Genomic DNA, 25,188 nt, shown 5'->3' on the forward strand with positions numbered 1-25,188 from the left:
AATGTCACCTCAACGCTCAATGGACGGATAAAGCCGGCGCAGCTTGATCCGGGCATCCGGGGTAGTGAACTGCCAGTTGACCCGGGTGCCGAGGTGGTTGCGATGGTGCTGCCAGGCAGCCACTTCGGCACGCACGGTTTCGATGCAGTCGATACGCCGTTTCAGACACTGGCCAATCAGCACCTGGAGTTCGATCTCGGCCATGTTCAGCCAACTGCCATGCCTGGGCGTGTAGACGAACTCGAAGCGTTCTTGCAGGGCCCGTGCCTCTTCAGGAGGGAATGACTCGTACAGGGAACCGGCGCTGTGGGTGTTGAGGTTGTCCATGACCAGAGTGATGCGCTCGGCGTCGGGGTAGGCGCCGGCGATAGCCCGGACGAAATACGCCCAGTCCGCGCGGGTCCTGCGTTCGGTCACCCGGACCATGCGCCACCCGGCCAGCGGCTCGCAGGCCATGAACACATTGCAGCTGCCCCGCCTCGCATACTCGTAGTCCTCCCGAGCCGGCCGCCCGGGTGCGGCCTCGATGGGAGAGCGTACCTGGCCGATCAACTGCCGTAGACATCGAGCACCTGCTCCATGGCCGCCACGAATTCCCCGCTGGCCTTCGGCGGGATCACCCAGCCAACCTCACGGCTTGAGTCCGTTTTTTAGCACCTGGCGCACCGTCTCATGGATCGCTTTCGGTTTGTCTATGCGCGGTGAATCTTTCAAAAAAATGCTGCCACTGACCATTAGTTTCGAACAGTGGCGGACGATTGTTTTGTATTTTTTAAAAACTGGTGTTGTTTACTGGAGCGTTTGAGTAGTCGGTATAGGCCCGGAGTTGCATTATGTCTTCATCGCTGAGGGTGCCTACCGATGCTTTCAGTTTCAGAGAAAAAATAATCGAATCATAAATTGTCTTGGCGCGCTCTCTGATGGATGAAGATAGCTGTTCTTGCGCGTTGAGAACGTCCACGGCGGTTCGTACGCCAACACCATAGCCAAGCTTGCTGGCCCGCAAGGACTCTTGACTGGATGTAACTGCCGAATAGAGAGTCTCGATTTTTTTTGCGCCAACCACGGTGTTTATGAAGCCTTCCCGTGCCTTTTCGATGGATTCTTTCCTGACATCATCCAGCTTCTGATGCGAGGCAGCCTGTGCATGCTTTGCTTCTCGTACCTTGGACTGGACATAGCCACCTTCGAATATGGGCACTGTCAGCATCAACCCAACATAAGAGTCGTTTGTACGCTGTCCCGGGCCTGTCTCCTCAAAGCTGGACATAGTGCCGGACTGGTCGTCCAAGTTGGCGCTGGCAGTGAACTCCAATCGTGGATAATGACCTGCTCTATTGTAGTCAAGCTCGGCCGAGGCGATCTCCGTCGAAAAATTCTGAATTTGCACCTCGAGGTTGGAGGTGGCGGCCTGGTCCAGCCAGGTTTTCAGGGTGGCTGGTTGTGGGGGTAGAAGCTTGATGGTGCTCCGTAGGGGTTGAATAAAATCCACCGGATCTCCAGTCAGGACCTCCAAGGCCTTGCGCTTCAGTTCAAGATCGATTTCAGCCTGCATGACTTTTACAGAAACCAGTTCATATCTGGACTCTGCGTCATAAACGTCATTGGCAGTGACTGTGCCGATTTCGAAGCTTTTCTTCGCCTGATCCATGAATTCGAAAGTGGCCTTTTTCTGCGCTTCATAAGCCCTCAGACTGTCCTGAGCATAGAGAGCCTCAAAAAAGGCCTCGACTACTCGCAGTCGTAGTTCTTGTCGTGCAAGTTCCAGCTCAATCTCCGCCTGCAGGGCTTCCCGTTTTCCCTTGCGGAAGAGCGCCATTTTTTCGGCGTCGAACAGAGGCTGTAGCAGTTTTACTTCATAATGCTCCTGATAATAGTCGGCAGAACTTTCCGAGGTCTGCGAGTCGACTTTCTTTTTTTGGTAAACTTTTTCATACGATCCTCTAAGCTCGACCCGGGGAAGCAGGCCTGCGAACCCCTGGTCTTTCGCTTCGCGTTTGGATAAATATGTTTGAATGGCTTCTTGATACTTGGATTCCTTTTCCAAGGACTTTTGATAAACGTCATAAACATCCATTGCCATCCCAAGCTCGGGCATCCATGTCAAGCCAACTGCGAGCAGTCCTAGTAGATACCTGGCCACACATCCTCGCTCAATCGAAATATCCACAGGCAATTTTATTTTTCTCAGGTAGGGGCTTTGCTAGAGAGCAAATCCTGCTCTTCAGTTGAGTTGCAGTCAGTTTGGGCTCTGCCTGCAGGATTTTTGCGGCGAGGGCTGAAATCTTGGGTGCGGCAAAGCTTGTGCCGTGCAGCATTTTGCTGTTCCACATGAAGTCTCGTCCGAGCACGGGGTCGGCTTTGGCTGCAACATCAACATTGGTCCCGTAGTTGCTCTTGGTGGAAACTTTGCCTGTTTCATTCACTGCTCCAACAATCAAAACATTGGGTAGCCTGAACGAGGCAGGGTAATGAGGTGTTGCATCAATATTTTTGCCTTCATTTCCGGCAGCTATTACGAATAGGATTTCTGGAGCGGTTTCGATCGCTCGGGATATTATCGTCCATGGCTCCTTGGCTCGGGGATCGCTGCTGCCTATGGACATATTGGCGATCTTGATGCCTTTGCTCTGCAAGTCCTGTATCAGTAGCTGGAATCTTCTAGGGTCAACTCCTGGGAAGCTATATGGCACAAGGCTTATCGTTTCCTTGCCATTTTCCAGCAAGACGCTTGCCACTGATGTGCCATGGCGCAAAGGATCAAACGGCCCTCTCTTGATTGGGTCCACATCATATGGACGATCATCCATTTCCCTGAAGTCATAGCCCAGGATATTGCCCTGAGCGTCTCTTGCTAGCGCTCGAGCAATCTCTGGAAGGAGATAGTTTACACCGGAGTCTACAAGGGCGACTTTGACGCCAAAATGGCTCGCGGAGTCGGGTACTGGTGGGTTTAGGTCTTCGCGATAGCCTGTCCTGTTGAGTCCTTTTCCTAACCAGTGGATTCTTTCGGCCTTGCCAAAAGTGTCATATTCGATCTCACGACCTTCCAGTGCCAGGCAGTTATTATCAAACTTGGCAGATACCGATGCTCTAACTCCCTTTTCCGTTTTTGTATAGAGTTCGTATAGACGGGCACCCGAGCGGATATCTCGTTCGTACATTCTGATTAGATCGCCATTTCCCTGCTGGAGATTTACATAGCCAATCGAGTGTCCTCCTCCCAGGCGAAGGACGCCTTTGGAAACTTCCTTTCCGGGCGGTTCCGATTGCATGCATTTGGCCGATACTGACCTTAGAAAATGTTCGTGCTCATTTTCTGCAGCCGCTGTCAGTGCTGTACTTAGGCAGGCAGCCATTAACAGGAGATTGGTACGGAACATAGCTTTTTGACCGATCATGGCTCTCGCATTCCCTCGTTCACGACACGCATGACCGGAAACAACAAGTATTCAACTAGTCGGCGCTGGCCAACCTTGATATCTGCCTCTACGCTCATTCCGGGCATCAGGCGAAATGCTTCAGGCAGGTTCTTCAGTGCATTGTCGGTAATTTCTATTCGGACAAGATAGAATTGCTCGGTCTCAGTCGATACGCTGGACACGTTGCTCTCGATATCCTTGTTGTTACCTTTGCTGGACTCTGAGTCCTTGTCAAACGAGTCATAAGTTATCGAATCAAGCCGACCATGCAGAAAGCCATGCTTCTGAAAAGGGGCGCTGTCCAGCTTTATATCGACCGGCATGCCGGATGAGATAAAGGAAATGTCTGTGGCTGCAACGCGCACATCCACAAGGCTGGGAGTTTTGGCAGGAATCAACTTCATTAGTACGTCAGTTGGGCTGACCATTGTGCCTACAGCCGTATCCGACATCTCCACAACTATGGCATCCTCCGGGGCAACAAGCACGACCGACGAATTTTCAAAGCTCGCCTTGGCTGCTTCTTGTCGGGCTTCGCGCAGGTTTCTTTCTGCCTGAATACGGCTATCCATTTTCTTGACACGCCATTCTTCTGCGTATCCTTCTCGCTCGGCTATAACCTTCTTCAGTTCATAGCGTGTTTTCATCAATTCTCCGCCGGTTTCGGAGTGCTGTGTTTGTGCCTTGATCCGGTCTTGAGTCGCCTTGTGCCAGTTGAGGCGGGAGCCGTAGTTCTCTTTATTGACCAGATCGTCCCACATTTTTTCTATGTCGGAGGCGATTTTCAGTTGCTCTTTGAGCATCGGTAGTCGAGAGGAGAGTTCTGCGGCTTTTTCACGCAGACCGGCTTCTTGCTCACGATATTTTTCTATCTTGAACTTGAATTCCCGCAGTTCTGCAGCAAGCATATCGGCGTGCGGACTGTTGCTTTCAGACACTTCCGTGGGTAAATTTTCACCCTTCAAGACAGCATCCAGGCGTCTAATCTCCTCCTGATAGCTATCGACTTTTTCCAGGAACTTATTGAGTTCCGATTCAGAAACGGTTGGATCTAAAGTTAGTACCGCAGCACCTTTTGTCACTCGATCGCCAACACTGACGTGAATCTGCTTTATCAGGGATTTTGTCGCAGGGCGAAGCACTATTCTCGGTTCTTGCAGGACTGTTTTCCCGCGTCCGGAAATGACCCGATCGACCTCGATCATTGAGACAAGTAGTATTCCGCCGAGAACAAGAGCGCCAAAGGTATAGAGCAGAAATGATCTTGGGTTTTTTTCAATCATGCTGATGCGGCTATCGATCGCCTGCTTGTCCATATTTAATGCCGCCCCCATAAAGCACGATAGGCAACATTGTCACTTGTTAGGCGTTCATGTTTTCCAGAGGCAATCACTCTGCCGTCATCGAGGAAGTAAACAATATCTGCCTGGTTTGCAACAAATTCTCGGTGGGTAAGAAAGATTGTGGTCCTTCCACGTCTGGTGTTGATGATGTTGGAAACGAGCATATGCTCCGTTGAAGGATCAAGGTCGCCAGTTACCTCATCAAGTATCAGGAGCGCAGGGTCGCGAACAAGCGCTCTCGCCAATGCTAAACGGCTTTTTTGGCCGGATGACAAGTTTGCGCCATCATCGCCGATAATCGTATCGTATCCTCGCGGAAGCGCTTGAATGGCATCATGAATACAGGCCATGCGAGCAGCATTCTGGATGCGGTCAAGCGTGATTTTTTTATCCCAGGATGCGATATTGGCTTGAACGCTTCCTCTGAATAGGCCTGTTTCGTGCGTTACGATTCCTATTTGCTGACGTATATGCTCAAGGTTCAGTTCGCGCAGGTCGCTCCCGTCCATGCAGATCAAGCCAACTTGTGGTGAGTTCAGGCCCAGCATGAGATTCGTCAGGGTTGTTTTTCCTGCTCCTGACTTTCCTACTACTGCAATAATCTCGCCTCTCGGAAATTTCGCGTCAATCATCAGTTGGAATCTGGAGTCGCGTCCATAGCGGAAAAATACCTTTTTGAACTCCAGTGCACCTGTGATTTTCTTTCTCAGCTTTTCCTGGTTGTTCATCGGAGCAACTGGAACATTGCGGGAAATATCTTGCCAACGTTTTTGTATGTTCTTGAGTTCCTGCAGATCACGCAGGAACATAGGGAGTTTGGCTAGAGGGCCAGTAAGGCGGCGCATCAGGATATTGCACGCAACCAAGGCTCCAACCGTCAGGCTCGACTGCATAACCATGGCTGCACCGACGGCGAGCATCAGGATGTTTCCCGATCGTTCGATGAAGGCGGTTCCTGAGCGAACGAATGCTTCACTGTCATCCTTTGCCTGGCGAGCGTTTTCTGCAGACGTAATGCTTTCACAGTACTCTGTGGTCCTGTTTCCCATGAGGCCAAGCATTTTTATGGCATGAAGATGCGTCAGGCTCTCGATGAGAAGGGACTCTTTTCTTTCTAGGTTGTCCTGGCTTTCTTTGCCTTTTTTATCGACTTTTTCGCCGCAATAAAAAGCGAACCCAATCTGGAACAGGCACGTTGCTATGGCAACACATGTCAAAATCCAGTTTATCCACAGTAATACTGCAAGAAATATAAAGGCGAATACATATTCAACCGAAGCGATGGATATATGGCGAAGTAGTCTTACTAATCTTTCGGATTGTCTGTTATCATGTATCCATGCTCCGATGGAGCGACTTTCATATATCTCGGAGGGAATCGCTGTGGTATGACTAAATGTCGCGGCAGATGCATCTCTGCCGACGGACTTCGTCATCCTGTTCATGAAAACTGTTCTGATATACTCAAAAGTGCCTTCAAAAGCGATCAGGAATATCGCGCCAACTACTAGTGCAGTCAAAGTGGACCAGGCGCGGTATGAGACCACCTTGTCAAGGATCAGCATGAAGAAGAATGGACTTGCCAGCGATAGCAGGCTGACCATAAAGCCGGAAAATAATACAGGACTCAGTAGGTGCTGATATTCCCGAAACGCCCTTGCGAGATCGCTGAACGTATGCGTGGAGTGTTTGGCATTATTATCTATCGATTGCGCTTCGTGTAGCAGAACCCCAAGACCTGTCCATTGTGACATGAATTGGTTTTTTGTTACATTTATACTCCCGTCTCTTGCCAGTGGGTCAAAAAGATCGATGTGGGCAATTTCTCCATTTTCATATTCGAAGCCAAGTGGAACTACCCAGTTGCCATTTGCCAGTTGGGCAAGAGCCTTTTCGCCTGAGCTGATGAGTTCGGAGAGTTTTTCGAACTCCATGTTGTCGAGGGATGCACTCAGTCCATCGACAGAGAATGATCGCGCACTATCCACTGCTATTACTGCAGAGGACAAATCATTAACCAACTGTTCATCAAAGCCTTTGGTAGGAAAAATAAAGGCCAAACAGTCTTGCAAAGATTTATTGTCTGTCAACCCTTGAGTTCCTGCGTAAAAAAAGGGGGCCCGGGCCCCCAGAAAATTTCAGGTCAATCAGTTGAAGTTTGGAGAACCCAGTTGCTTGGCATCCCGGGTTTTCAGGACTCCGTCCTTGAGCAATTTGTCAATCAGGCCCTGCAGGGAGGGCATGCTGTTTGCAAAGCCTTCAATCGGAATGTTCAGGGAAAGCGTTTGCGTCAGCTCTGGCTTGGCATCCTTCGAGGCCTTGCGTTGAACGCCAAATACAATCCTGACGACCCCTGCTCCGACTGAAACTTCACTTACAGCATCAACAAAAAGATGTTCCATCGATTTATCCTTCATGTCTGAAATAACCAGCGATTAAATACTCCAGCATGATCCGATCGGTCATGCTGGAGCATTTATTCAGTAGGCAGCCTCGATGGTCACTCATGGAGTTGCGTCCATGAGTGACCTGCTGCAATGTAGTAATTTTCTATTTATGCGTTGGAAACATCCGCCTCATAGTATCCATAACCAAAGTCGTCGAAGTCGGTATAGCTAGAGTTGTAGCCGTAGCCGTACTCGCTGCCCAGGCCGGACCAAGACTCGCCATAGACGCTGCTCAGGTACTGGCCGGACTCGCTGTCATAGTAGTTGTAGACGTTGACATACTCGTCATAGCTGGAATAGCCATATTCGGCATAACCGTCATAGACGGCGTCGATGTAGTAGTAGCCGTAGTTGCCGGTCTCGTTGTAGCTGTACCAGTACTGGCCGGCGTAGTAGGTGCCGGTGTCGTCGAAGCCGTAGCCCGAGTAGCTGTCGCCGTTGCCGTAGACGTAGGTGAAGTAGAACAGCTGGCTGCCGGCGGTGCTGGCCACATCGGCCTCGTAGTAGCCGTAGCCGAAGTAGTCGTAGCTGCTGTAGGTGGAGTCGTAGCCGTAGCCGTACTCGCTGCCCAGGCCGGACCAGGATTCGGCGTAGGTGCTGCTCAGGTACTGGCCGGACTCGCTGTCGTAGTAGCTGTAGACCGAGACGTACTCGTCGTAGTACGAGCTGCCGTAACCGTCGTAGACGGCGTCGATGTAGTAGTAGCCGTAGTTGCCGGTCTCGTTGTAGCTGTACCAGTACTGGCCGGCGTAGTAGGTACCGGTGTCGTCGTAGCCGTAGCCCGAGTAGCTGTCGCCGTTGCCGTAGACGTAGGTGAAGTAGAACAGCTGGCTGCCGGCGGTGCTGGCCACATCGGCCTCGTAGTAGCCGTAGCCGAAGTAGTCGTAGCTGCTGTAGGTGGAGTCGTAGCCGTAGCCGTACTCGCTGCCCAGGCCGGACCAGGATTCGGCGTAGGTGCTGCTCAGGTACTGGCCGGACTCGCTGTCGTAGTAGCTGTAGACCGAGACGTACTCGTCGTAGTACGAGCTGCCGTAACCGTCGTAGACGGCGTCGATGTAGTAGTAGCCGTAGTTGCCGGTCTCGTTGTAGCTGTACCAGTACTGGCCGGCGTAGTAGGTGCCGGTGTCGTCGTAGCCGTAGCCCGAGTAGCTGTCGCCGTTGCCGTAGACGTAGGTGAAGTAGAACAGCTGGCTGCCGGCGGTGCTGGCCACATCGGCCTCGTAGTAGCCGTAGCCGAAGTAGTCGTAGCTGCTGTAGGTGGAGTCGTAGCCGTAGCCGTACTCGCTGCCCAGGCCGGACCAGGATTCGGCGTAGGTGCTGCTCAGGTACTGGCCGGACTCGCTGTCGTAGTAGCTGTAGACCGAGACGTACTCGTCGTAGTACGAGCTGCCGTAACCGTCGTAGACGGCGTCGATGTAGTAGTAGCCGTAGTTGCCGGTCTCGTTGTAGCTGTACCAGTACTGGCCGGCGTAGTAGGTGCCGGTGTCGTCGTAGCCGTAGCCCGAGTAGCTGTCGCCGTTGCCGTAGACGTAGGTGAAGTAGAACAGCTGGCTGCCGGCGGTGCTGGCCACATCGGCCTCGTAGTAGCCGTAGCCGAAGTAGTCGTAGCTGCTGTAGGTGGAGTCGTAGCCGTAGCCGTACTCGCTGCCCAGGCCGGACCAGGATTCGGCGTAGGTGCTGCTCAGGTACTGGCCGGACTCGCTGTCGTAGTAGCTGTAGACCGAGACGTACTCGTCGTAGTACGAGCTGCCGTAACCGTCGTAGACGGCGTCGATGTAGTAGTAGCCGTAGTTGCCGGTCTCGTTGTAGCTGTACCAGTACTGGCCGGCGTAGTAGGTGCCGGTGTCGTCGTAGCCGTAGCCCGAGTAGCTGTCGCCGTTGCCGTAGACGTAGGTGAAGTAGAACAGCTGGCTGCCGGCGGTGCTGGCCACATCGGCCTCGTAGTAGCCGTAGCCGAAGTAGTCGTAGCTGCTGTAGGTGGAGTCGTAGCCGTAGCCGTACTCGCTGCCCAGGCCGGACCAGGATTCGGCGTAGGTGCTGCTCAGGTACTGGCCGGACTCGCTGTCGTAGTAGCTGTAGACCGAGACGTACTCGTCGTAGTACGAGCTGCCGTAACCGTCGTAGACGGCGTCGATGTAGTAGTAGCCGTAGTTGCCGGTCTCGTTGTAGCTGTACCAGTACTGGCCGGCGTAGTAGGTGCCGGTGTCGTCGTAGCCGTAGCCCGAGTAGCTGTCGCCGTTGCCGTAGACGTAGGTGAAGTAGAACAGCTGGCTGCCGGCGGTGCTGGCCACATCGGCCTCGTAGTAGCCGTAGCCGAAGTAGTCGTAGCTGCTGTAGGTGGAGTCGTAGCCGTAGCCGTACTCGCTGCCCAGGCCGGACCAGGATTCGGCGTAGGTGCTGCTCAGGTACTGGCCGGACTCGCTGTCGTAGTAGCTGTAGACCGAGACGTACTCGTCGTAGTACGAGCTGCCGTAACCGTCGTAGACGGCGTCGATGTAGTAGTAGCCGTAGTTGCCGGTCTCGTTGTAGCTGTACCAGTACTGGCCGGCGTAGTAGGTGCCGGTGTCGTCGTAGCCGTAGCCCGAGTAGCTGTCGCCGTTGCCGTAGACGTAGGTGAAGTAGAACAGCTGGCTGCCGGCGGTGCTGGCCACATCGGCCTCGTAGTAGCCGTAGCCGAAGTAGTCGTAGCTGCTGTAGGTGGAGTCGTAGCCGTAGCCGTACTCGCTGCCCAGGCCGGACCAGGATTCGGCGTAGGTGCTGCTCAGGTACTGGCCGGACTCGCTGTCGTAGTAGCTGTAGACCGAGACGTACTCGTCGTAGTACGAGCTGCCGTAACCGTCGTAGACGGCGTCGATGTAGTAGTAGCCGTAGTTGCCGGTCTCGTTGTAGCTGTACCAGTACTGGCCGGCGTAGTAGGTGCCGGTGTCGTCGTAGCCGTAGCCCGAGTAGCTGTCGCCGTTGCCGTAGACGTAGGTGAAGTAGAACAGCTGGCTGCCGGCGGTGCTGGCCACATCGGCCTCGTAGTAGCCGTAGCCGAAGTAGTCGTAGCTGCTGTAGGTGGAGTCGTAGCCGTAGCCGTACTCGCTGCCCAGGCCGGACCAGGATTCGGCGTAGGTGCTGCTCAGGTACTGGCCGGACTCGCTGTCGTAGTAGCTGTAGACCGAGACGTACTCGTCGTAGTACGAGCTGCCGTAACCGTCGTAGACGGCGTCGATGTAGTAGTAGCCGTAGTTGCCGGTCTCGTTGTAGCTGTACCAGTACTGGCCGGCGTAGTAGGTGCCGGTGTCGTCGTAGCCGTAGCCCGAGTAGCTGTCGCCGTTGCCGTAGACGTAGGTGAAGTAGAACAGCTGGCTGCCGGCGGTGCTGGCCACATCGGCCTCGTAGTAGCCGTAGCCGAAGTAGTCGTAGCTGCTGTAGGTGGAGTCGTAGCCGTAGCCGTACTCGCTGCCCAGGCCGGACCAGGATTCGGCGTAGGTGCTGCTCAGGTACTGGCCGGACTCGCTGTCGTAGTAGCTGTAGACCGAGACGTACTCGTCGTAGTACGAGCTGCCGTAACCGTCGTAGACGGCGTCGATGTAGTAGTAGCCGTAGTTGCCGGTCTCGTTGTAGCTGTACCAGTACTGGCCGGCGTAGTAGGTACCGGTGTCGTCGTAGCCGTAGCCCGAGTAGCTGTCGCCGTTGCCGTAGACGTAGGTGAAGTAGAACAGCTGGCTGCCGGCGGTGCTGGCCACATCGGCCTCGTAGTAGCCGTAGCCGAAGTAGTCGTAGCTGCTGTAGGTGGAGTCGTAGCCGTAGCCGTACTCGCTGCCCAGGCCGGACCAGGATTCGGCGTAGGTGCTGCTCAGGTACTGGCCGGACTCGCTGTCGTAGTAGCTGTAGACCGAGACGTACTCGTCGTAGTACGAGCTGCCGTAACCGTCGTAGACGGCGTCGATGTAGTAGTAGCCGTAGTTGCCGGTCTCGTTGTAGCTGTACCAGTACTGGCCGGCGTAGTAGGTGCCGGTGTCGTCGTAGCCGTAGCCCGAGTAGCTGTCGCCGTTGCCGTAGACGTAGGTGAAGTAGAACAGCTGGCTGCCGGCGGTGCTGGCCACATCGGCCTCGTAGTAGCCGTAGCCGAAGTAGTCGTAGCTGCTGTAGGTGGAGTCGTAGCCGTAGCCGTACTCGCTGCCCAGGCCGGACCAGGATTCGGCGTAGGTGCTGCTCAGGTACTGGCCGGACTCGCTGTCGTAGTAGCTGTAGACCGAGACGTACTCGTCGTAGTACGAGCTGCCGTAACCGTCGTAGACGGCGTCGATGTAGTAGTAGCCGTAGTTGCCGGTCTCGTTGTAGCTGTACCAGTACTGGCCGGCGTAGTAGGTGCCGGTGTCGTCGAAGCCGTAGCCCGAGTAGCTGTCGCCGTTGCCGTAGACGTAGGTGAAGTAGAACAGCTGGCTGCCGGCGGTGCTGGCCACATCGGCCTCGTAGTAGCCGTAGCCGAAGTAGTCGTAGCTGCTGTAGGTGGAGTCGTAGCCGTAGCCGTACTCGCTGCCCAGGCCGGACCAGGATTCGGCGTAGGTGCTGCTCAGGTACTGGCCGGACTCGCTGTCGTAGTAGCTGTAGACCGAGACGTACTCGTCGTAGTACGAGCTGCCGTAACCGTCGTAGACGGCGTCGATGTAGTAGTAGCCGTAGTTGCCGGTCTCGTTGTAGCTGTACCAGTACTGGCCGGCGTAGTAGGTACCGGTGTCGTCGTAGCCGTAGCCCGAGTAGCTGTCGCCGTTGCCGTAGACGTAGGTGAAGTAGAACAGCTGGCTGCCGGCGGTGCTGGCCACATCGGCCTCGTAGTAGCCGTAGCCGAAGTAGTCATATCCACCGGTCAAGCCATAGACATAACCGTTCTCGTACCCCAGTCCGTAATAGCTGTAGGCGTCGACTGCATAAGAGGTCTCGCCGGATTCACTGTCATAATAATTGTAAACGCGGACAAGGCCGGCCAAAGAGTCATCGAAGCCGGAGTAGACATTGGTTACGTAATAGTAGCCATAGTTGCCGGTTTCATTGTAGCTATACCAGTACTCGCCGTTGTAATATTCGTTGGTATTGGAAAAGCCGTATCCAGAATAGCTGTCACCGTTTTCGTAAAAATAGGTGAAATAATACAAGTCACTCATTGGTACTACCTTTTATGTTACTTACGTCAATGTAAACCGACTTAATATAGGGTCGGCGCCTACCTATCCTCTGGGGCGTAAACAAGCGAAAACCCTGAAGAGCCTTTCCTCCATCAAGGAAAAGTCCTGGAGGGGTCGAATGACTTTTCTCTCACCCACACAGGTGGGTGCAGCGAGCATGGCTGTTCAGGGTTTTAAGGCGTTTACGCATAAATTTTTAAATATGTTCATTATTTATCGAGTGATCTAGCGATGTCAATATGATGGCATTCCTGATGAGTGCCTATTGCATTGCGCCTTGGTTTCTGCATTCCGCTGAAATTAAAGGGGGGTGTGAGTTTCATCACGGTTTTCGGCTTTCGTCTGCAGTCTTTAGCAAGGAGTGGTGATGGTGGGTTTCACGCAATAGCTGACCGGCTTCTGCGGTGGTGAAGGGCTTCTGGCTGCAATTGGCTTTAAGCAAGATGGAATAAAGGGAATAAGCTTATTCTTTCAATTTTGTTACTTGGTGCTTGAAAGTGCCATGCTGCCAAAAACGGTATCCCCTGGGAGGGGGAGGGGGGAGAAGGAGCAGTAGTACCGAGGTCTTGGGGGCCAGCCCGTGACGCACCAAGGGCGTCACGGGACCGGCTAGGCGGAAGGTTATTCCTGGACGTTCATGAACTCGCGGGCCCAGACGCGATACTCGTCGAGGGTCGAGTACTTGGTGCAGAGCTCCTTGGCGTTCAGGTCCGAGGGGCCGACGCCGCGCTGCTCGCGCAGGCAGTCGTAGGTGGCCTTGATCGCGGCGAAGTAGGCGGCGTGCCCGTTCACCACGATGCGCACGCCGTTCTCGGCCAGGCGGGCCATGTCGCGCAGCTTCGGATTGCCGTAGGTGATCAGCATCAGCGGGGTATCCGGCAGGTGCCGGGTGATGGACTCCAGGTGCTCGAAGTCCTTGATGCCGATCATGCAGATGCCGTCCGCGCCGGCGGCCTGGTAGGCCTTGGCGCGCTCGATGGTCTCCTCGACGGTGAGCTGCTCGGCGTTGGTGCGGGCGATGATGCTCAGCTGCGGATCGATGCGCGCCTCCAGGGCGGCGCGGATCTTGCCGACGGCCTCGTCCAGCGGGATCAGGTCGGTGGTCTTGTGCCCGTACTTGGGCGGCAGCAGGGTGTCCTCCAGGGTCAGCGCGGCGACGCCGGCGCGCTCCAGTTCGGCCACGGTACGCATGGCGTTGATCGCGTTGCCGTAGCCATGGTCGGCGTCGGCGATGATCGGCAGGCTGGCCACGCGACCGATGCGGGTGGCCTGCTCGACGAACTCGCTGAGGGTGATCAGCGCGTAGTCGGGGGCGGCGAGCACCTGCAGGGCGGCGACCGAACCGCCGAGGATGCCGACCTCGAAGTGCAGGTCGCCGGCGATGCGCGCCGACATCGGATCGAACACCGAGGCGGCGTCGTAGCAGGCCCGGGATTCCAGCAGGGCGCGGAACTGTCGTCTCAAGTCGTGCTGAGAAGCGATGGTCATAGAAAAAAACTCCTGAAAGGCGGTATGGGGTAGTCGTTTTTTTTCTGAATGGCTCTGGTCTTCCCATGGCATGAGCCAGGGGCGCCGAGCCTTTTTGGTTTTAAATGTCGCAGCGGGTGCGCAAGAGACCATCCGGAATAACTGCTTCCGCTGGTCGGGGACATGCCGTGCCGTGGCCGGCGTGCCTAATTGTTGTTCTGCTGCCAGGCGGATTTGCTCCGCGCGGACAGGCCCGGCCCGGTCTCTTCATTACGTCGATGAAGAGACGGAAGGTTTGACTAAAGTACAGCTTGTTTTGCCTTAAGACGAGCTTTTTGGCTACTTTGGTGGCTTTTCGCCTGCAATGTTCCAGGCGGCGCGAGCGCCTCACTCCACCTTGCTGCGGCGCAGTCGGGTGGTCTCCAGCTCGCCGGCCTCGACGGGCGCAGCGGCCTGGCGCAGCTCCGCCGGGCGGACGAAGCGGGTCGCTGCCGAGCCGTCGGCATTGTGCTGGAAGATGGCGCGCGGCCGGCCTTGGGCATCGAGCAGCACCTGGCCGATGCCTGCGCCGTTCCACAGGCGCTCGCCGCGCCGGCCGCGGTGGGGAACGCGCGGCATCACCTCCATCCGGCGTCGCTTGGTCAGCCAATTGAGCGGCGACCAGGGCGCGTAGAGCCAGCGGTTGATGCGGTCGAAGTACTCCAGCAGGCCGGCGGGGAACTGGTTCTTGATGCCGCTGCTGGTGATCTGCCAGATCCACGGCCCTCCCGCATGGTGGCGGATCCGCACGTCGTAGGCGAAGGAGTAGTGCACGTCGCCGGAAAGGACCACGTAGTTACCGGGGGTGCGGGAGTGGCGGAAGATGTTGAGGATCACCTGCGCCGCGCCACGGTGGGCCATCCAGTTCTCCGCATCGACCAGCAGCGGATGACCGGCCAGGGTGAACAGGCGCTGGACGGCCTCGATCAGCTTGACGCCGAAGATCGGCGCCGGCGAGACGATCACCGCGGCCTGCTCGTCGAGCAGCTCCTGCTGCAGCTCGCTCAGGGCTTCCCAGTCCATCAGTCCCGAGGGCCGGCTCAGGTGGCTTTCGCTGCGCCAGCGGCGGGTGCGGGTGTCCAGCACGATCAGGGTGGGCGTGGTCGGCAGCTGGTAATGCCAGTTCTGGAACTTGAGCAGCTCGTCGATCAGCCGGTCCTGGGCACGGCAGTCGAGGCGCTCGCCGGTGCTTTCGGTCAGCGTCTCGATCTGGTGCAGCGTCTCGCCGAACACGTCCGGATTGTTGCCCCAGCCCTGGCACAGGGCATAGGCGATCAGCGCGTTGCCGATGATGCGCCGGGAGAAGGGGTGGCCGTAGGCGGTTTCCTCCCAGCGCGCGGACAGGTTCCAGTCGTCGGTGACGTCGTGGTCGTCGAAGATCATCAGGCACGGCAGATGGGCGAGGGCGCGGGCGGCCTGCGGCAGCTGGGCGCAGAAATCGTCGAGAACCTGCTGTTCGCCGGCGTAGCGCTCGGCGAGGCCGGCCTCCAGCGCCGGGCGTTCGGGGCGGATCAGCGTCCAGGGGACGGGCGACCAGACCAGCAGGTACATGGCCAGCACTTCGCCAAGGGTGACCAGGTGGTTGTGGGCGTTGGCGGTTGTGAAGACCGGCTTTTCCACGCCGCCGAAGAAGCGTTCGCGCAGCGCCTCGCTGGACTTGAAGGCGGGCAGCAGGTCCTCGCGCCGGTAGTAGGTCAGCGGGTGGGCGTAGAGCTCCTCGCTGTCGGCGACCAGCGCGCCTTCGAGCGCTTCGCCGTAGAGACCGAGGCGGCGGATCAATGCATGGATGGCCACCAGCATCGGCCCGGCCACGTCGTCCGCGTAGATCTGGTCGCCGCTCAGCATCAGCAGCGCCGGGCGCGCCTGCGGCCGGTCGCGCAGGCCGGCGAGCAGGGCGTCGACCTTGGCCAGGCCGTCCTCGCAGGGGAAATGCGGCTTGCGGCAGGAGCCGTGCAGCAGGTTGTCGAGACGCGACTTGAGCACAAAGTCCGGCCGCGTCGCCCCCTCGTGCAGCAGGTGCGGCGCCCAGTCGGCGATGCCGCGCTGCCGGCCGTCCTCCTCCAGCAGCAGGTCGTATTCGATCGGAATGTCCGTGGGCAGCGGTCTGTCCAGCGGCACGTCGAGCAGGTGCAGCCAGGCATGGGTGCCGATACGCAGGTGGTTGCAGTGCGGCCCGTCGAGCGCGATGAGGCGTTGCTGCGGACCCTGCGGTCCGCTCCAGGCCAGTTGCAGCGACAGCTCCAGGGGCCGCGAGCCGACCAGCCAGAGGATCAGGCGCTCCGGGCTCGACCGGCGCAGCAGCGGGCCGGCGAGGACCGGAGGCAGGGTGGAGGCTTCAGGCAGGAGCGGAAGGTCTGTCGGCATGGCTGAGGTGTGTCGATCCAGGCAGGCGGGGCGCTCCCTCGCTCCCGGGCGTGCGGTTCATGGTCGGTGCTGCGCCCTGGCGCAGGCGGCGAAGCCGGGCATTATGGCACCCATGGGCCCTTTGACGTCAGACCCCGGCTGGGGCCTAATGCGTTCCCGCCGCCGGAGTCCGTTCGTCATGCCCCATGCTGCTGCCGCCAGCCTTCGCCCCAGTGTCCTGCATCTGCCGCGCGGCGACTGGCGCACCGTGCTGGACTGCCTCTGCGCGCACTTTCCGGCGATCGGCCGCGACGTCTGGCTGGAGCGCATGGCCCGCGGCCGGGTGCTGGACGGCGAGGGGAACGCCCTGGGGCCCGAGCATCCCTATCGCGAGGCGCTGCGCGTGCATTATTTCCGCGAAGTGGCGGCGGAAACGCCGATCCCCTTCGCCGAAGGCGTGCTGCATGTGGACGAGCACCTGGTGGTGGCGGACAAGCCGCATTTCCTGCCGGTTGCCCCGGTCGGCGAGTACGTCGAGCAGACCCTGCTGGCGCGGCTGGTGCGCCGCCTCGGCAACCCCGACCTGGTGCCGCTGCACCGCATCGACCGGCTCACCGCCGGGCTGGTGCTGTTTTCCTGCAACCCGGCGAGCCGCGGGTGCTACCAGGCGCTGTTCCGCGAGCGGCAGATCCGCAAGATCTACGCGGCCATCGCCCCGGCGCTGCCCGAACGGCGCTTCCCGCTGCTGCGCCGGACCCGGCTGGTCAAGGGCGAGCCGTTCTTCCTGATGCGCGAAACCGAGGGCGAGCCGAACAGCGAGACCCGCGTCGAACTGGGCGAATGTTCGGGTGGCCTGTGGCGCTACGTGCTGCATCCGGTCACCGGCAAGACCCACCAGCTGCGCGTGCACATGGCCGCGCTGGGCGCGGGGATCTGCAACGATCCGCTCTATCCGCGCCTGCTCGAGCGTGCCCGGCGGGAGGTCGACGACTACCGCCGACCGTTGCAGCTGCTGGCGCAGCGCCTGAGCTTCGTCGATCCCCTGAGCGGGCAGGAGCGGTGTTTCGACAGCCGTCTCGCGCTGAATCCCGACGCCTGTCGCTGAGATTGCCCGGGCGGCTCAGCCGGCCTTGATCGGGATGGTCTTCTCGTCGGCCAGGGCTTCCGGCTTCTTCGGCAGGCTCAGGGTCAGTACGCCCTTGTCGAAGCGCGCCTCGATGCGCTCGGCATCGACGTCCACGGGCAGGGCGAAGCTGCGCTGGAAGGCGCCGTAGTAGCGTTCGGCGACGTAGGCGTCCTTCTTCCGGTCCTCGTGCTCCTCCTTCTTCTCGCCCTTGATGGTCAGGCAGCCGCTGGACAGCCTGACCTCGATGTCCTGCTCGTCCATGCCGGGCAGCTCGGCGGAAATCTCGTAGGCCGCGCCCTTGTCGTGGATGTCCACGGCCGGCATGCCCTGGCCGAACAGCTCCCGCGACCACTGCGGCTCGCGCTCCAGCAGATTGCGGCCGAAGGGGCTGTGCAGGGCCTTGCGGCCGAGGTCGGAGAACAGGTGATCGACCTGCCGGCGCAGGCGATCCAGCGGATGCCAGTGTTCCAGGAAGTGCCCGCTGTCCTGCGCGCGCTCCGGGTGCCCCTGTTTGTCGCTGCCGATCATTGCAATCCCTCCTCGGTGACGAGCGTCCGGAATGGACAGGCCAAAGCTTAGGCCAGTCTCCATGACGTGCTTTCGGGGCGCGGCGGGAATCACCTGTCGCGCCGCTACAGGTGCGGCTTCATGACGCCGATCAGCAGGCTGATGCTGAAGAAGGACATCAGCGTGGTGAACAGCAGGGCGGCGGCGCAGCGGCCCTCGACGCCGAAGCGCTGGCCGAAGATCGGGTAGATGCTCAGCATGGGCGAGCTGGCGAACATCACCCCGGCCACCATCAGCACCGGGTCCACGTCCGGCAGCAGCGAGAAGAGCAGGAAGACCGCCAGCGGGTGCAGGATCAGCTTGCCGATGGCGATCATCCGCAGCTCGGCGAACAGGCCGTTCAGCTTCAGGCCGTAGAGCGAGCCGCCGATCACGAACAGCGCCACCGGCGCCGAGGCCGAGGCGAGCATCTCCACCACCTTGCCCGGAATCGCCGGCAGGCGCGCCTCCAGCAGGGACAGCAGCAGGCCGGTCAGCATGGCGAGGATCAGCGGGGTCCTGGCCAGGCGCTTGGCCGTCTCGCCCAGTACCTTGGCGGTGGAGCCCTGCTGCCGGCCGGCCTCGGCGAGGATCAGGCTCAGGGGGATGATCAGCAGGTTCTCCACCAGCATGTTCAGTGCCAGGCCGATGGCCGCCGCCGGGCCGAGCAGCATGGCGACGATCGGGTAGCCGACGAAGCCGCTGTTGGAGACGGCCATGCCCAGGGCGGTGATGGCGCCGCTGGTCAGGGGCTCGCGGCGCGCCTTGAGGGCGAACAGCAGGCCGAGCAGGTAGACCGCCAGGGACCCCACCGTGTAGGCCAGCATGTATTGCCAGTTCATCACTTCCTGGAAGGAGTTGTTCGACAGGGCCTTGAGCACCAGCGCCGGCAGGGCGAAGGTGATGACGAAACTGCCCAGGCCGCGGATCTGCTCGCGGCTGATCACATTGAAGCGAGCGGCGAAGAAGCCGAGCCCGATCAGGATGAAGATGGGCGTGGTGATGGAGAGGATCTGCAGCACGACGGACTACCTTGGTGGGATGGGCGAGGAGGGAAAGCTCGGGAGGCGCTCGCAGATTGTACTGAGCGGTTCAAGCCGTTGCGTCAAAGGAAGCACCCTTGGTGTGCGTTTAGCGAACGCATATTGCGGGTCTGCCATATGCTCCATCGATATCCTGATGTTGACAGACATCGTATCTCATTGGAGGCTGCTTGTGGCCGGCACGAAGATGCCGGCTTTACAGCGCGGGCAAAGCGCCTCGCTTCCCTTATGACCCGGGCTGCCTCGCACCGTCGCGTATGGCGAAAGGGCAGCCTTTCTGGAGTGGTCATCCTATGCCTATCGTCCATGTGCACCTCATCGAAGGCCCCAGCCGCGAACAGAAGGAATCCATGATCCGCGAAGTCAGCCAGGCCATCTCCCGCTCGCTGGCCTCTCCCATGGAGCGGATCCGGGTGATCATCCACGAGATCCCCAGGACCGATTTCGGCATCGCCGGCGAACCGGCGAGCAAGCTGCACCGCTGATCCGCCGGACGGGAGCGCCGGCCGCCGCCGGCGACTCCCGCGCGGGGCTCAGAGAATCGGCCTGAGCAGGGCCTGGGCCTCGTACAGCGCGGGCAGGTAACGCTCGCGCATCTCCTCCGGGTACATCCGCGAAGCATGGGTGGTCAGCGTCAGGCTGGCCTTCAGCTGCCCCTCGCGGTCGCGCAGCGGCACGCCCAGCACGCGCATGCCCACCTCGTATTCCTGGTCCACCAGCGCATGGCCGAGTTCGCCGATCCGGGCCAGTTCGGCGCGGATTTCCGCTTCCGTGTGCAGGGTGTAGGGCGTCAGGGCGCGCAGCTCGACCCGCGCGAAGTAGGCGTCCAGCTCCGCAGTGTCCAGCGCGGCCAGCCACAGCCGGCCGCTCGCCGTGCAGTACATCGGCACCCGCGAACCCGGGCGGATCGACAGCGAGGCGACGTGGCTGTAGCGGCCGCGCACGATGTGCACGATGTCGTCGCCGTCGCGCACGCCCACCGAGACATGCTCCTGGGTGGTCCGCGCCACCTGCTCGACGATCGGCCGCAGCATGCGCGGCAGCTGCGCCGAATCCACGTAGGCCTGGCCGATGCGCAGGGCCTTGGCGGTCAGCCAGTAGTGGCGCCCGTCGGTCTCGGCGAAGCCGTCGTGGACCAGGGTCAGCAGGAAGCGCCGTGCGGCGCTCGGGGTCAGCCCGGAAAGACTGGCCGCCTGCGGCACGCTGAGGCGCGGATGGCGTTCGGAGAACAGCTGCATCAGGGCCAGGCCTTTCTGCAGGCCGGCGATCAGGTCGCGGGAGTGAATGACGGGTTGTTTCATGGGCGCGGGAAGTATTTTGCCAATTTGATGCGATTATCGCAGTGTGAGTGCGATTAACAAATAAAGCGGCAAACAGGAACCTTGTTCCGGAAGTTTTGCGGGCGCAGGATCGAGCCACAACAAATCCAATAGCAACAGCTGGAGGCCCGCATGATTCGTGGTTCCACCGCCCTGGTCGGCATCGTTGGTTCGCCGATCGCCCAGGTCAAATCCCCGGAAAACTTCAACACCTGGTTCGCCGGGCACGGCCAAAACCTGGCGATGCTGCCCATCGACCTGCAGGAGCAGTCGCTGGACGCCTTTCTCGCCACCCTGCGCGGCTGGCAGAACCTGCGCGGCTGCGTGGTCACCGTGCCCTACAAGCAGCTGCTCGCCACCCGTCTAGATGCCGTCAGCGAACGCTCGGCGGCCCTGCGCTCGGTCAACGTGATCCGCCGCGAGGCGGACGGCCGCCTGGTCGGCGACATCGTCGACGGCGAGGGCTTCCTCAACGCGGCGCGCCGGCATCGCTTCGAGCCCCGCGGCAAGCGCGCCCTGGTGGTCGGCTCCGGCGGCGTCGGCAGCGCCATCGCCTATTCGCTGTGCCAGGGCGGGGTGAGCCGGCTGGCCATCGCCGACCTCAGCGCCGAGCGCGTCGAGAGCCTCTGCGCGCTGCTGCGCCAGGCCTTCCCGGCCATCGAAATCGGCGGCGACTACGCGTCGCTCACCGACTTCGACCTGGTGGTCAACGCCTCCCCGGTGGGCATGGGCGACAGCGGCGAGCTGCCGTTGCCGGAAAGCCTGCTGGAAACCTTGTCGAAGCACTGCCTGGTCGCCGATGTGGTGACCTCGCCGGAGATCACGCCGCTGCTCGCCTTCGCCCGGCGCATGGGCTGCGCAGTGCAGACCGGCCCGGAAATGGCCCGCGCCCAGCTCGGCAACCTCGGCCATTTCATGGGCGTCACGCCCCTGGATATCTGACGATGAACACAGCTACGCACCTGTCCCGTACAGGCCCGACGGACGCCTGTGCGCAGACCTGCGACGTCATAGTACTCGGCAGCGGCGCCGCAGGTTTCGCCGCAGCGGTCAGCGCCGCCTGCCTGGGCCTCAAGGTCCTGCTGGTGGAGAAGGCCGCCACCTTCGGCGGCACCTCGGCGATCTCCGGCGGCGCCGTATGGATCCACGACAGCGACCAGGCGCGGGCGGCCGGCATCCAGGTCCCGGCCGAGCGGGCGCGCACCTATCTGAAGACGGTCATCGGCAGGGGCTACCGGCCCGAACTGGTCGACGCCTTCATCGCGCGCGGCCGCGAGGCGCTGGCCTTCCTCGAAAGCCACAGCGAGCTGAAGTACAGCCTGCGGCCGCTGTCGCCCGACTACTACCCGGATCTGCCCGGCGATACCGAAACCGGCCGTGCGCTGGAAGTCGCCGAGTACGACGGGCGCCGCCTCGGCGCGCGCTTCAAGGACCTGCGCAGGCCGCCGGACGGCATGCTGCTGTTCGGCGGGATGATGGTCAACCGTGTCGATATCCAGCATTTCCTCGGCATCAAGCGTTCGCCCAAATCGTTCTGGCACTGCCTCAAGCTGATGACGCGCTACGGCGTCGACCGCCTGAGCCAGCCGCGCGGCACCCGCCTGACGGTCGGCAGCGCGCTGATCGCCCGCCTGGCCAGCACCGCCTTCGCCAGGGGCGTCGAGCTCTGGCTGAATGCGCGCACCGAATCCCTGATCGTCGAGGACGGCAGGGTCGAGGGCGTGCTGATCGACTACGCCGGGCAACGCCGGCGCGTGCTGGCCCGCGGCGGGGTGGTGCTGGCCTGCGGCGGTTTCGCCGCCGGTCCGCAGGCCGCCGCCTACCGGCCGAAGACCGATGCCGAGCACTGGAGCATGTCGCCGGAAACCAACGTCGGCGACGGCCTGAGCCTGGCCGCCGCGGTGAATGCCGCCACCGGCGAGGGCATGGCCGCCAACTTCTTCTGGGCGCCGGTCTCGGTGCTGCGCAAGCCGGACGGCAGCCTGGAGCGCTTCCCGCATCTGGTCACCGACCGCGCCAAGCCGGGGGTGATCGCCGTCAACCGCGCCGGCCGGCGCTTCGTCAACGAGTCCGACTCCTACCACAGCTTCGTCGAGGCCATGTTCGCCGACGGCGGCGCCAACGCGCCGTGCTGGCTGATCTGCGATGCCGAGGCGATGAACAGGTACGGCATGGGCCTGGCCCGGCCCAGGCCGGTGGACAACGCGGTGCTGGTCGAGGCCGGCTACCTGCACCGCGCCGAGAGCATCCTCGAGCTGGCGCGCCGCATCGGCGTGGACGCCGCCGGCCTGCAGCAGACCCTGGAGCGCTACAACGCCGATGCCCGCGAGCATGTCGACCGGGAGTTCGGCAAGGGCGGCAACGCCTACAACCGCTACATGGGCGACCCGCTGCATACGCCCAACCCCTGCATCGCGCCGTTGAACAAGGCGCCGTACTACGCGATCAAGATCGGCACCGGCGATCTCGGCTCGGCGCGCGGCCTGCTGACCGACGCCCGGGCCAATGTGCTGGATCGCGCCGGCCAGCCCGTCGCCGGCCTCTACGCCGCCGGCAACGAAATGAACTCGATCATGGACGGCACCTATCCGGGCCCCGGCATCACCCTCGGTCCGGGCCTGACCTTCGGCTACCTCGCCGCCTGCGAGATCGCCGAACGCCTGCGCAACGGCAAATCGAACGCAACCCACCCTGGAGACGAGCATGTACTACGAGCTGCGCACCTACACCATTAAGCCGACCAAGCTGGCCGACTGGCTGGCCCTCTACAAGAGCGACGCGCTGCCGCTGCAGACGGAGGTTCTCGGCAATCTGGTCGGCTTCTTCGTCACCGAGTTCGGCGGCGCCAACCAGGTGGTGCACATCTGGGCCTACGAGAGCCTCGACGACCGCCAGGCGCGCCGCACGCGGATGGCCGCCGACCCGCGCTGGCTGGAGTTCAGCCGCAAGAACAAGGAGCTGGACGCGGTGATGAGCCTCGACTCGCGACTGATGCGGCCGACCGACTTCTCGCCGTTGCAGTGACGACTCGGCCCCGCCAGCGGGGCCGAAGACCCAGCAAAGATGCCGATGTCCGCCGCGCGCGGGCAGGGGGGCGGCGTGCCCCTCGATCACAACAACAAGACGGGAGATCGTCATGCACAGTGTCGACAGCCAGCCCTTGCCCGAAAGTTGCGACGTGCTCGTCGTCGGTTCCGGCGCCGCCGGCCTCGCCGCGGCGGTGACTGCCGCCGAGCACGGACTCGAGGTCGTGGTGGCGGAGAAGGAGCCGTTTTTGGGCGGCACCAGCGCCTGGTCGGGCGGCTGGCTGTGGATTCCGCGCAACCCGCTGGCCATCGCCGAAGGCATCGTCGAGGACGCCGAACAGCCGCGTACCTACCTGCGCAGCGAGCTGCACACCGATAGCCTGGACGCGCGGATGGAGGTCTTTCTGGAGCATGGGCCGCGGATGGTCGAGTTCTTCCAGCAGCGCACCGCCGTGCAGTTCTTTTCCGGCAGCAGGATGCCGGACTTCCACGACTCGCCCGGTTCCGTCCGCGGCGGCCGCTCGCTCTGCGCCCAGCCGTTCGACGGCCGCCAGCTCGGCCCCTGGATCGACAGGCTGCGCCCGCCGCTGGACCTGATCAGCCTGGCCGGTATGGGCATCGCCGGCGGCGCGGATCTGGCGCACTTCTTCAACGCCCGCCGCTCGCCGCGCTCGGCGTGTTACGTGGCCGGGCGCCTGCTGCGGCATTTCCGCGATCTGCTGCGCCATGGCCGCGGCATGCATCTGGTCAACGGCAACGCGCTGGTGGCGCGGCTGTTGAAAAGCGCCCTGGACCGCCGGGTGCGCCTGCTCACCGAGGCTCCGGTGCGCGGCCTGCTGCGCGACGGCGAGGCGGTGGTCGGTGCGCGGCTCGAACAGGGCGGGGCACTGGTCGAGATCCGCGCCCGCCGTGGCGTGGTGCTGGCCTGCGGCGGCTTCCCCCATGACCAGAAACGCATCGCCCAGCTGTTCGCCCATGCGCCGAGCGGCACCGAGCACCTCTCGGCGGCGCCCAAGGGCAACACCGGCGACGGCCTGCGCCTGGGCGAGAGCGCCGGCGGGCGGGTCGCCGAGGATCTGGGCAGCCCCGCGGCCTGGGCGCCGGTATCCCGGGTGCCGCGCGCCGACGGCGGCTTCAGCGGTTTCCCGCACCTGCTCGAGCGCGCCAAGCCCGGCTTCATCGCTGTGCGTCGCACTGGCCGGCGCTTCGTCAACGAGGCCGACTCCTATCACGACTTCATGAACGCCCTGTTCGCCGCCACGCCGGAAGGCGAGGTGGCGCAGGCCTGGCTGATTTGCGATCACAAGGCGCAGCGCCGCTACGGCCTCGGCTGGTCGCGGCCGTTTCCGTTCCCGACCCGGCCCTGGGTGCGCAAGGGCTATCTGCACCAGGCCGACAGCCTGGCCGAGCTGGCCCGCCAGTGCGGCATCGACGCCCGCCAGCTGGAGGCCACGGTGGCGGCCTTCAATGCCGGCGCGGAGCAGGGCGTCGACCCCGCGTTCAAACGCGGCGCCTCGGCCTACAACAAGGCCCAGGGCGAGGTGCTGCACGGCCCGAACCCGTCGCTGGGCGCGCTCGTCCAGGCCCCGTTCTACGCGGTGAAGCTGGTGCCCGGCAGCCTCGGCACCTCTTCGCCGGGCTGCGCACCGACGCCGGCGCCCGGGTGCTGGGGGAGGGCGGTGCGCCGATTCCCGGCTTGTACGCGGTGGGCAACGACATGGCCAGCGTGATGAACGGCCACTACCCGAGCGGCGGCATCACCCTGGGGCCGGGCATGACCTTCGGCTACATCGTCGGCCAGACCCTGGCGGCGGAGCCGGCGCGGCAGGCGCCGGCACAGGCGGCCGTGCGGCCGGTCGGGGCCTGAGCGACGAGGCCGGCGGGTGGAAATAGTCC

At 61.1% G+C, this 25,188-nt stretch carries 17 protein-coding genes and 2 pseudogenes; 7 read left to right on the forward strand and 12 right to left on the reverse strand.

The genetic code is table 11. The features are described from left to right. Window positions 1-9 precede the first annotated feature (9 nt). From ACG10_RS07725 to ACG10_RS07765, 9 genes and pseudogenes are all read right to left on the reverse strand, one after another. Window positions 10-675 (reverse strand): annotated as a pseudogene (locus tag ACG10_RS07725) (IS630 family transposase); the annotation flags it as partial. 97 nt (window positions 676-772) lie between these two features. Then, window positions 773-2,083 carry a TolC family outer membrane protein gene (locus ACG10_RS07730; RefSeq protein WP_157731395.1) on the reverse strand — a complete coding sequence of 437 codons (1,311 nt, stop codon included), beginning with the start codon at window positions 2,081-2,083 and terminating at the stop codon, window positions 773-775. Window positions 2,084-2,153: 70 nt separating this feature from the next. Further along, on the reverse strand, window positions 2,154-3,401 hold the full coding sequence (locus ACG10_RS07735; protein ID WP_089167781.1) for a S8 family peptidase: 1,248 nt from the start codon (window positions 3,399-3,401) through the stop codon (window positions 2,154-2,156). Beyond that, complete coding sequence (locus ACG10_RS07740) at window positions 3,398-4,738, reverse strand: HlyD family type I secretion periplasmic adaptor subunit (protein ID WP_157731397.1); 1,341 nt, start codon at window positions 4,736-4,738, stop codon at window positions 3,398-3,400. The genes ACG10_RS07735 and ACG10_RS07740 overlap by 4 nt, the downstream gene beginning before the upstream one ends. A 2-nt stretch (window positions 4,739-4,740) precedes the next feature. Next, window positions 4,741-6,855, reverse strand: a complete 2,115-nt coding sequence (locus ACG10_RS07745) for a peptidase domain-containing ABC transporter (RefSeq protein ID WP_157731399.1) — start codon at window positions 6,853-6,855, stop codon at window positions 4,741-4,743. 57 nt (window positions 6,856-6,912) lie between these two features. Further along, the gene (locus tag ACG10_RS07750; RefSeq protein ID WP_089167784.1) at window positions 6,913-7,167 is read right to left on the reverse strand and encodes a hypothetical protein; all 255 of its coding nucleotides are present in this window, start codon (window positions 7,165-7,167) and stop codon (window positions 6,913-6,915) included. A gap of 152 nt (window positions 7,168-7,319) precedes the next feature. Next, window positions 7,320-12,362 (reverse strand): RHS repeat domain-containing protein, encoded by a 5,043-nt coding sequence (locus tag ACG10_RS07755; RefSeq protein WP_157731401.1) that lies wholly within the window; start codon window positions 12,360-12,362, stop codon window positions 7,320-7,322. A gap of 642 nt (window positions 12,363-13,004) precedes the next feature. Next, on the reverse strand, window positions 13,005-13,871 hold the full coding sequence (locus tag ACG10_RS07760; RefSeq protein WP_089167786.1) for an isocitrate lyase/PEP mutase family protein: 867 nt from the start codon (window positions 13,869-13,871) through the stop codon (window positions 13,005-13,007). 366 nt (window positions 13,872-14,237) lie between these two features. Continuing rightward, entirely contained in the window at window positions 14,238-16,253 is a 2,016-nt protein-coding gene (locus ACG10_RS07765) for an alkaline phosphatase D family protein (RefSeq protein ID WP_089167787.1), read from the reverse strand. 178 nt (window positions 16,254-16,431) lie between these two features. Between ACG10_RS07765 and ACG10_RS07770 the strand changes: the two genes are divergently transcribed. Further along, window positions 16,432-17,337, forward strand: a complete 906-nt coding sequence (locus tag ACG10_RS07770; protein WP_089167788.1) for a pseudouridine synthase — start codon at window positions 16,432-16,434, stop codon at window positions 17,335-17,337. A gap of 15 nt (window positions 17,338-17,352) precedes the next feature. Here the strand turns inward: ACG10_RS07770 and ACG10_RS07775 are convergent, their stop codons facing one another. Then, a complete protein-coding gene (locus ACG10_RS07775) occupies window positions 17,353-17,886 on the reverse strand; it encodes an Hsp20/alpha crystallin family protein (RefSeq protein ID WP_089167789.1) in 534 nt (177 codons plus the stop codon). A 104-nt stretch (window positions 17,887-17,990) separates the two neighbouring features. Further along, window positions 17,991-18,926 (reverse strand): AEC family transporter, encoded by a 936-nt coding sequence (locus ACG10_RS07780; protein ID WP_198319030.1) that lies wholly within the window; start codon window positions 18,924-18,926, stop codon window positions 17,991-17,993. Between the two features lie 314 nt (window positions 18,927-19,240). Between ACG10_RS07780 and ACG10_RS07785 the strand changes: the two genes are divergently transcribed. Next, complete coding sequence (locus tag ACG10_RS07785) at window positions 19,241-19,432, forward strand: 2-hydroxymuconate tautomerase (protein ID WP_089167790.1); 192 nt, start codon at window positions 19,241-19,243, stop codon at window positions 19,430-19,432. Between the two features lie 48 nt (window positions 19,433-19,480). On the opposite strand, the gene ACG10_RS07790 is transcribed toward ACG10_RS07785, so the two are convergent. Then, window positions 19,481-20,248, reverse strand: coding sequence for an IclR family transcriptional regulator domain-containing protein (locus ACG10_RS07790; RefSeq protein ID WP_089167791.1), 768 nt, complete (start codon window positions 20,246-20,248; stop codon window positions 19,481-19,483). Window positions 20,249-20,398: 150 nt separating this feature from the next. On the opposite strand from ACG10_RS07790, the gene ACG10_RS07795 reads away from it, so the two are divergent. From ACG10_RS07795 to ACG10_RS24880, 5 genes and pseudogenes are all read left to right on the forward strand, one after another. Then, entirely contained in the window at window positions 20,399-21,208 is an 810-nt protein-coding gene (locus tag ACG10_RS07795; RefSeq protein ID WP_198319031.1) for a shikimate dehydrogenase family protein, read from the forward strand. Window positions 21,209-21,210: 2 nt separating this feature from the next. Beyond that, on the forward strand, window positions 21,211-23,001 hold the full coding sequence (locus ACG10_RS07800; protein ID WP_089167793.1) for an FAD-dependent oxidoreductase: 1,791 nt from the start codon (window positions 21,211-21,213) through the stop codon (window positions 22,999-23,001). Then, complete coding sequence (locus ACG10_RS07805) at window positions 22,970-23,290, forward strand: NIPSNAP family protein (protein ID WP_039804781.1); 321 nt, start codon at window positions 22,970-22,972, stop codon at window positions 23,288-23,290. Before ACG10_RS07800 ends, ACG10_RS07805 begins: the two co-directional genes overlap by 32 nt. Before the next feature lie 112 nt (window positions 23,291-23,402). After that, window positions 23,403-24,997: pseudogene (locus ACG10_RS07810) on the forward strand (FAD-dependent oxidoreductase); the annotation flags it as partial. A 12-nt stretch (window positions 24,998-25,009) separates the two neighbouring features. Beyond that, window positions 25,010-25,159: a hypothetical protein gene (locus tag ACG10_RS24880; RefSeq protein WP_232487287.1), complete on the forward strand. Its 150-nt coding sequence runs from the start codon at window positions 25,010-25,012 to the stop codon at window positions 25,157-25,159. Window positions 25,160-25,188: the final 29 nt, after the last annotated feature.

Source organism: Azotobacter chroococcum (assembly GCF_002220155.1).
GTDB lineage: Bacteria > Pseudomonadota > Gammaproteobacteria > Pseudomonadales > Pseudomonadaceae > Azotobacter > Azotobacter chroococcum.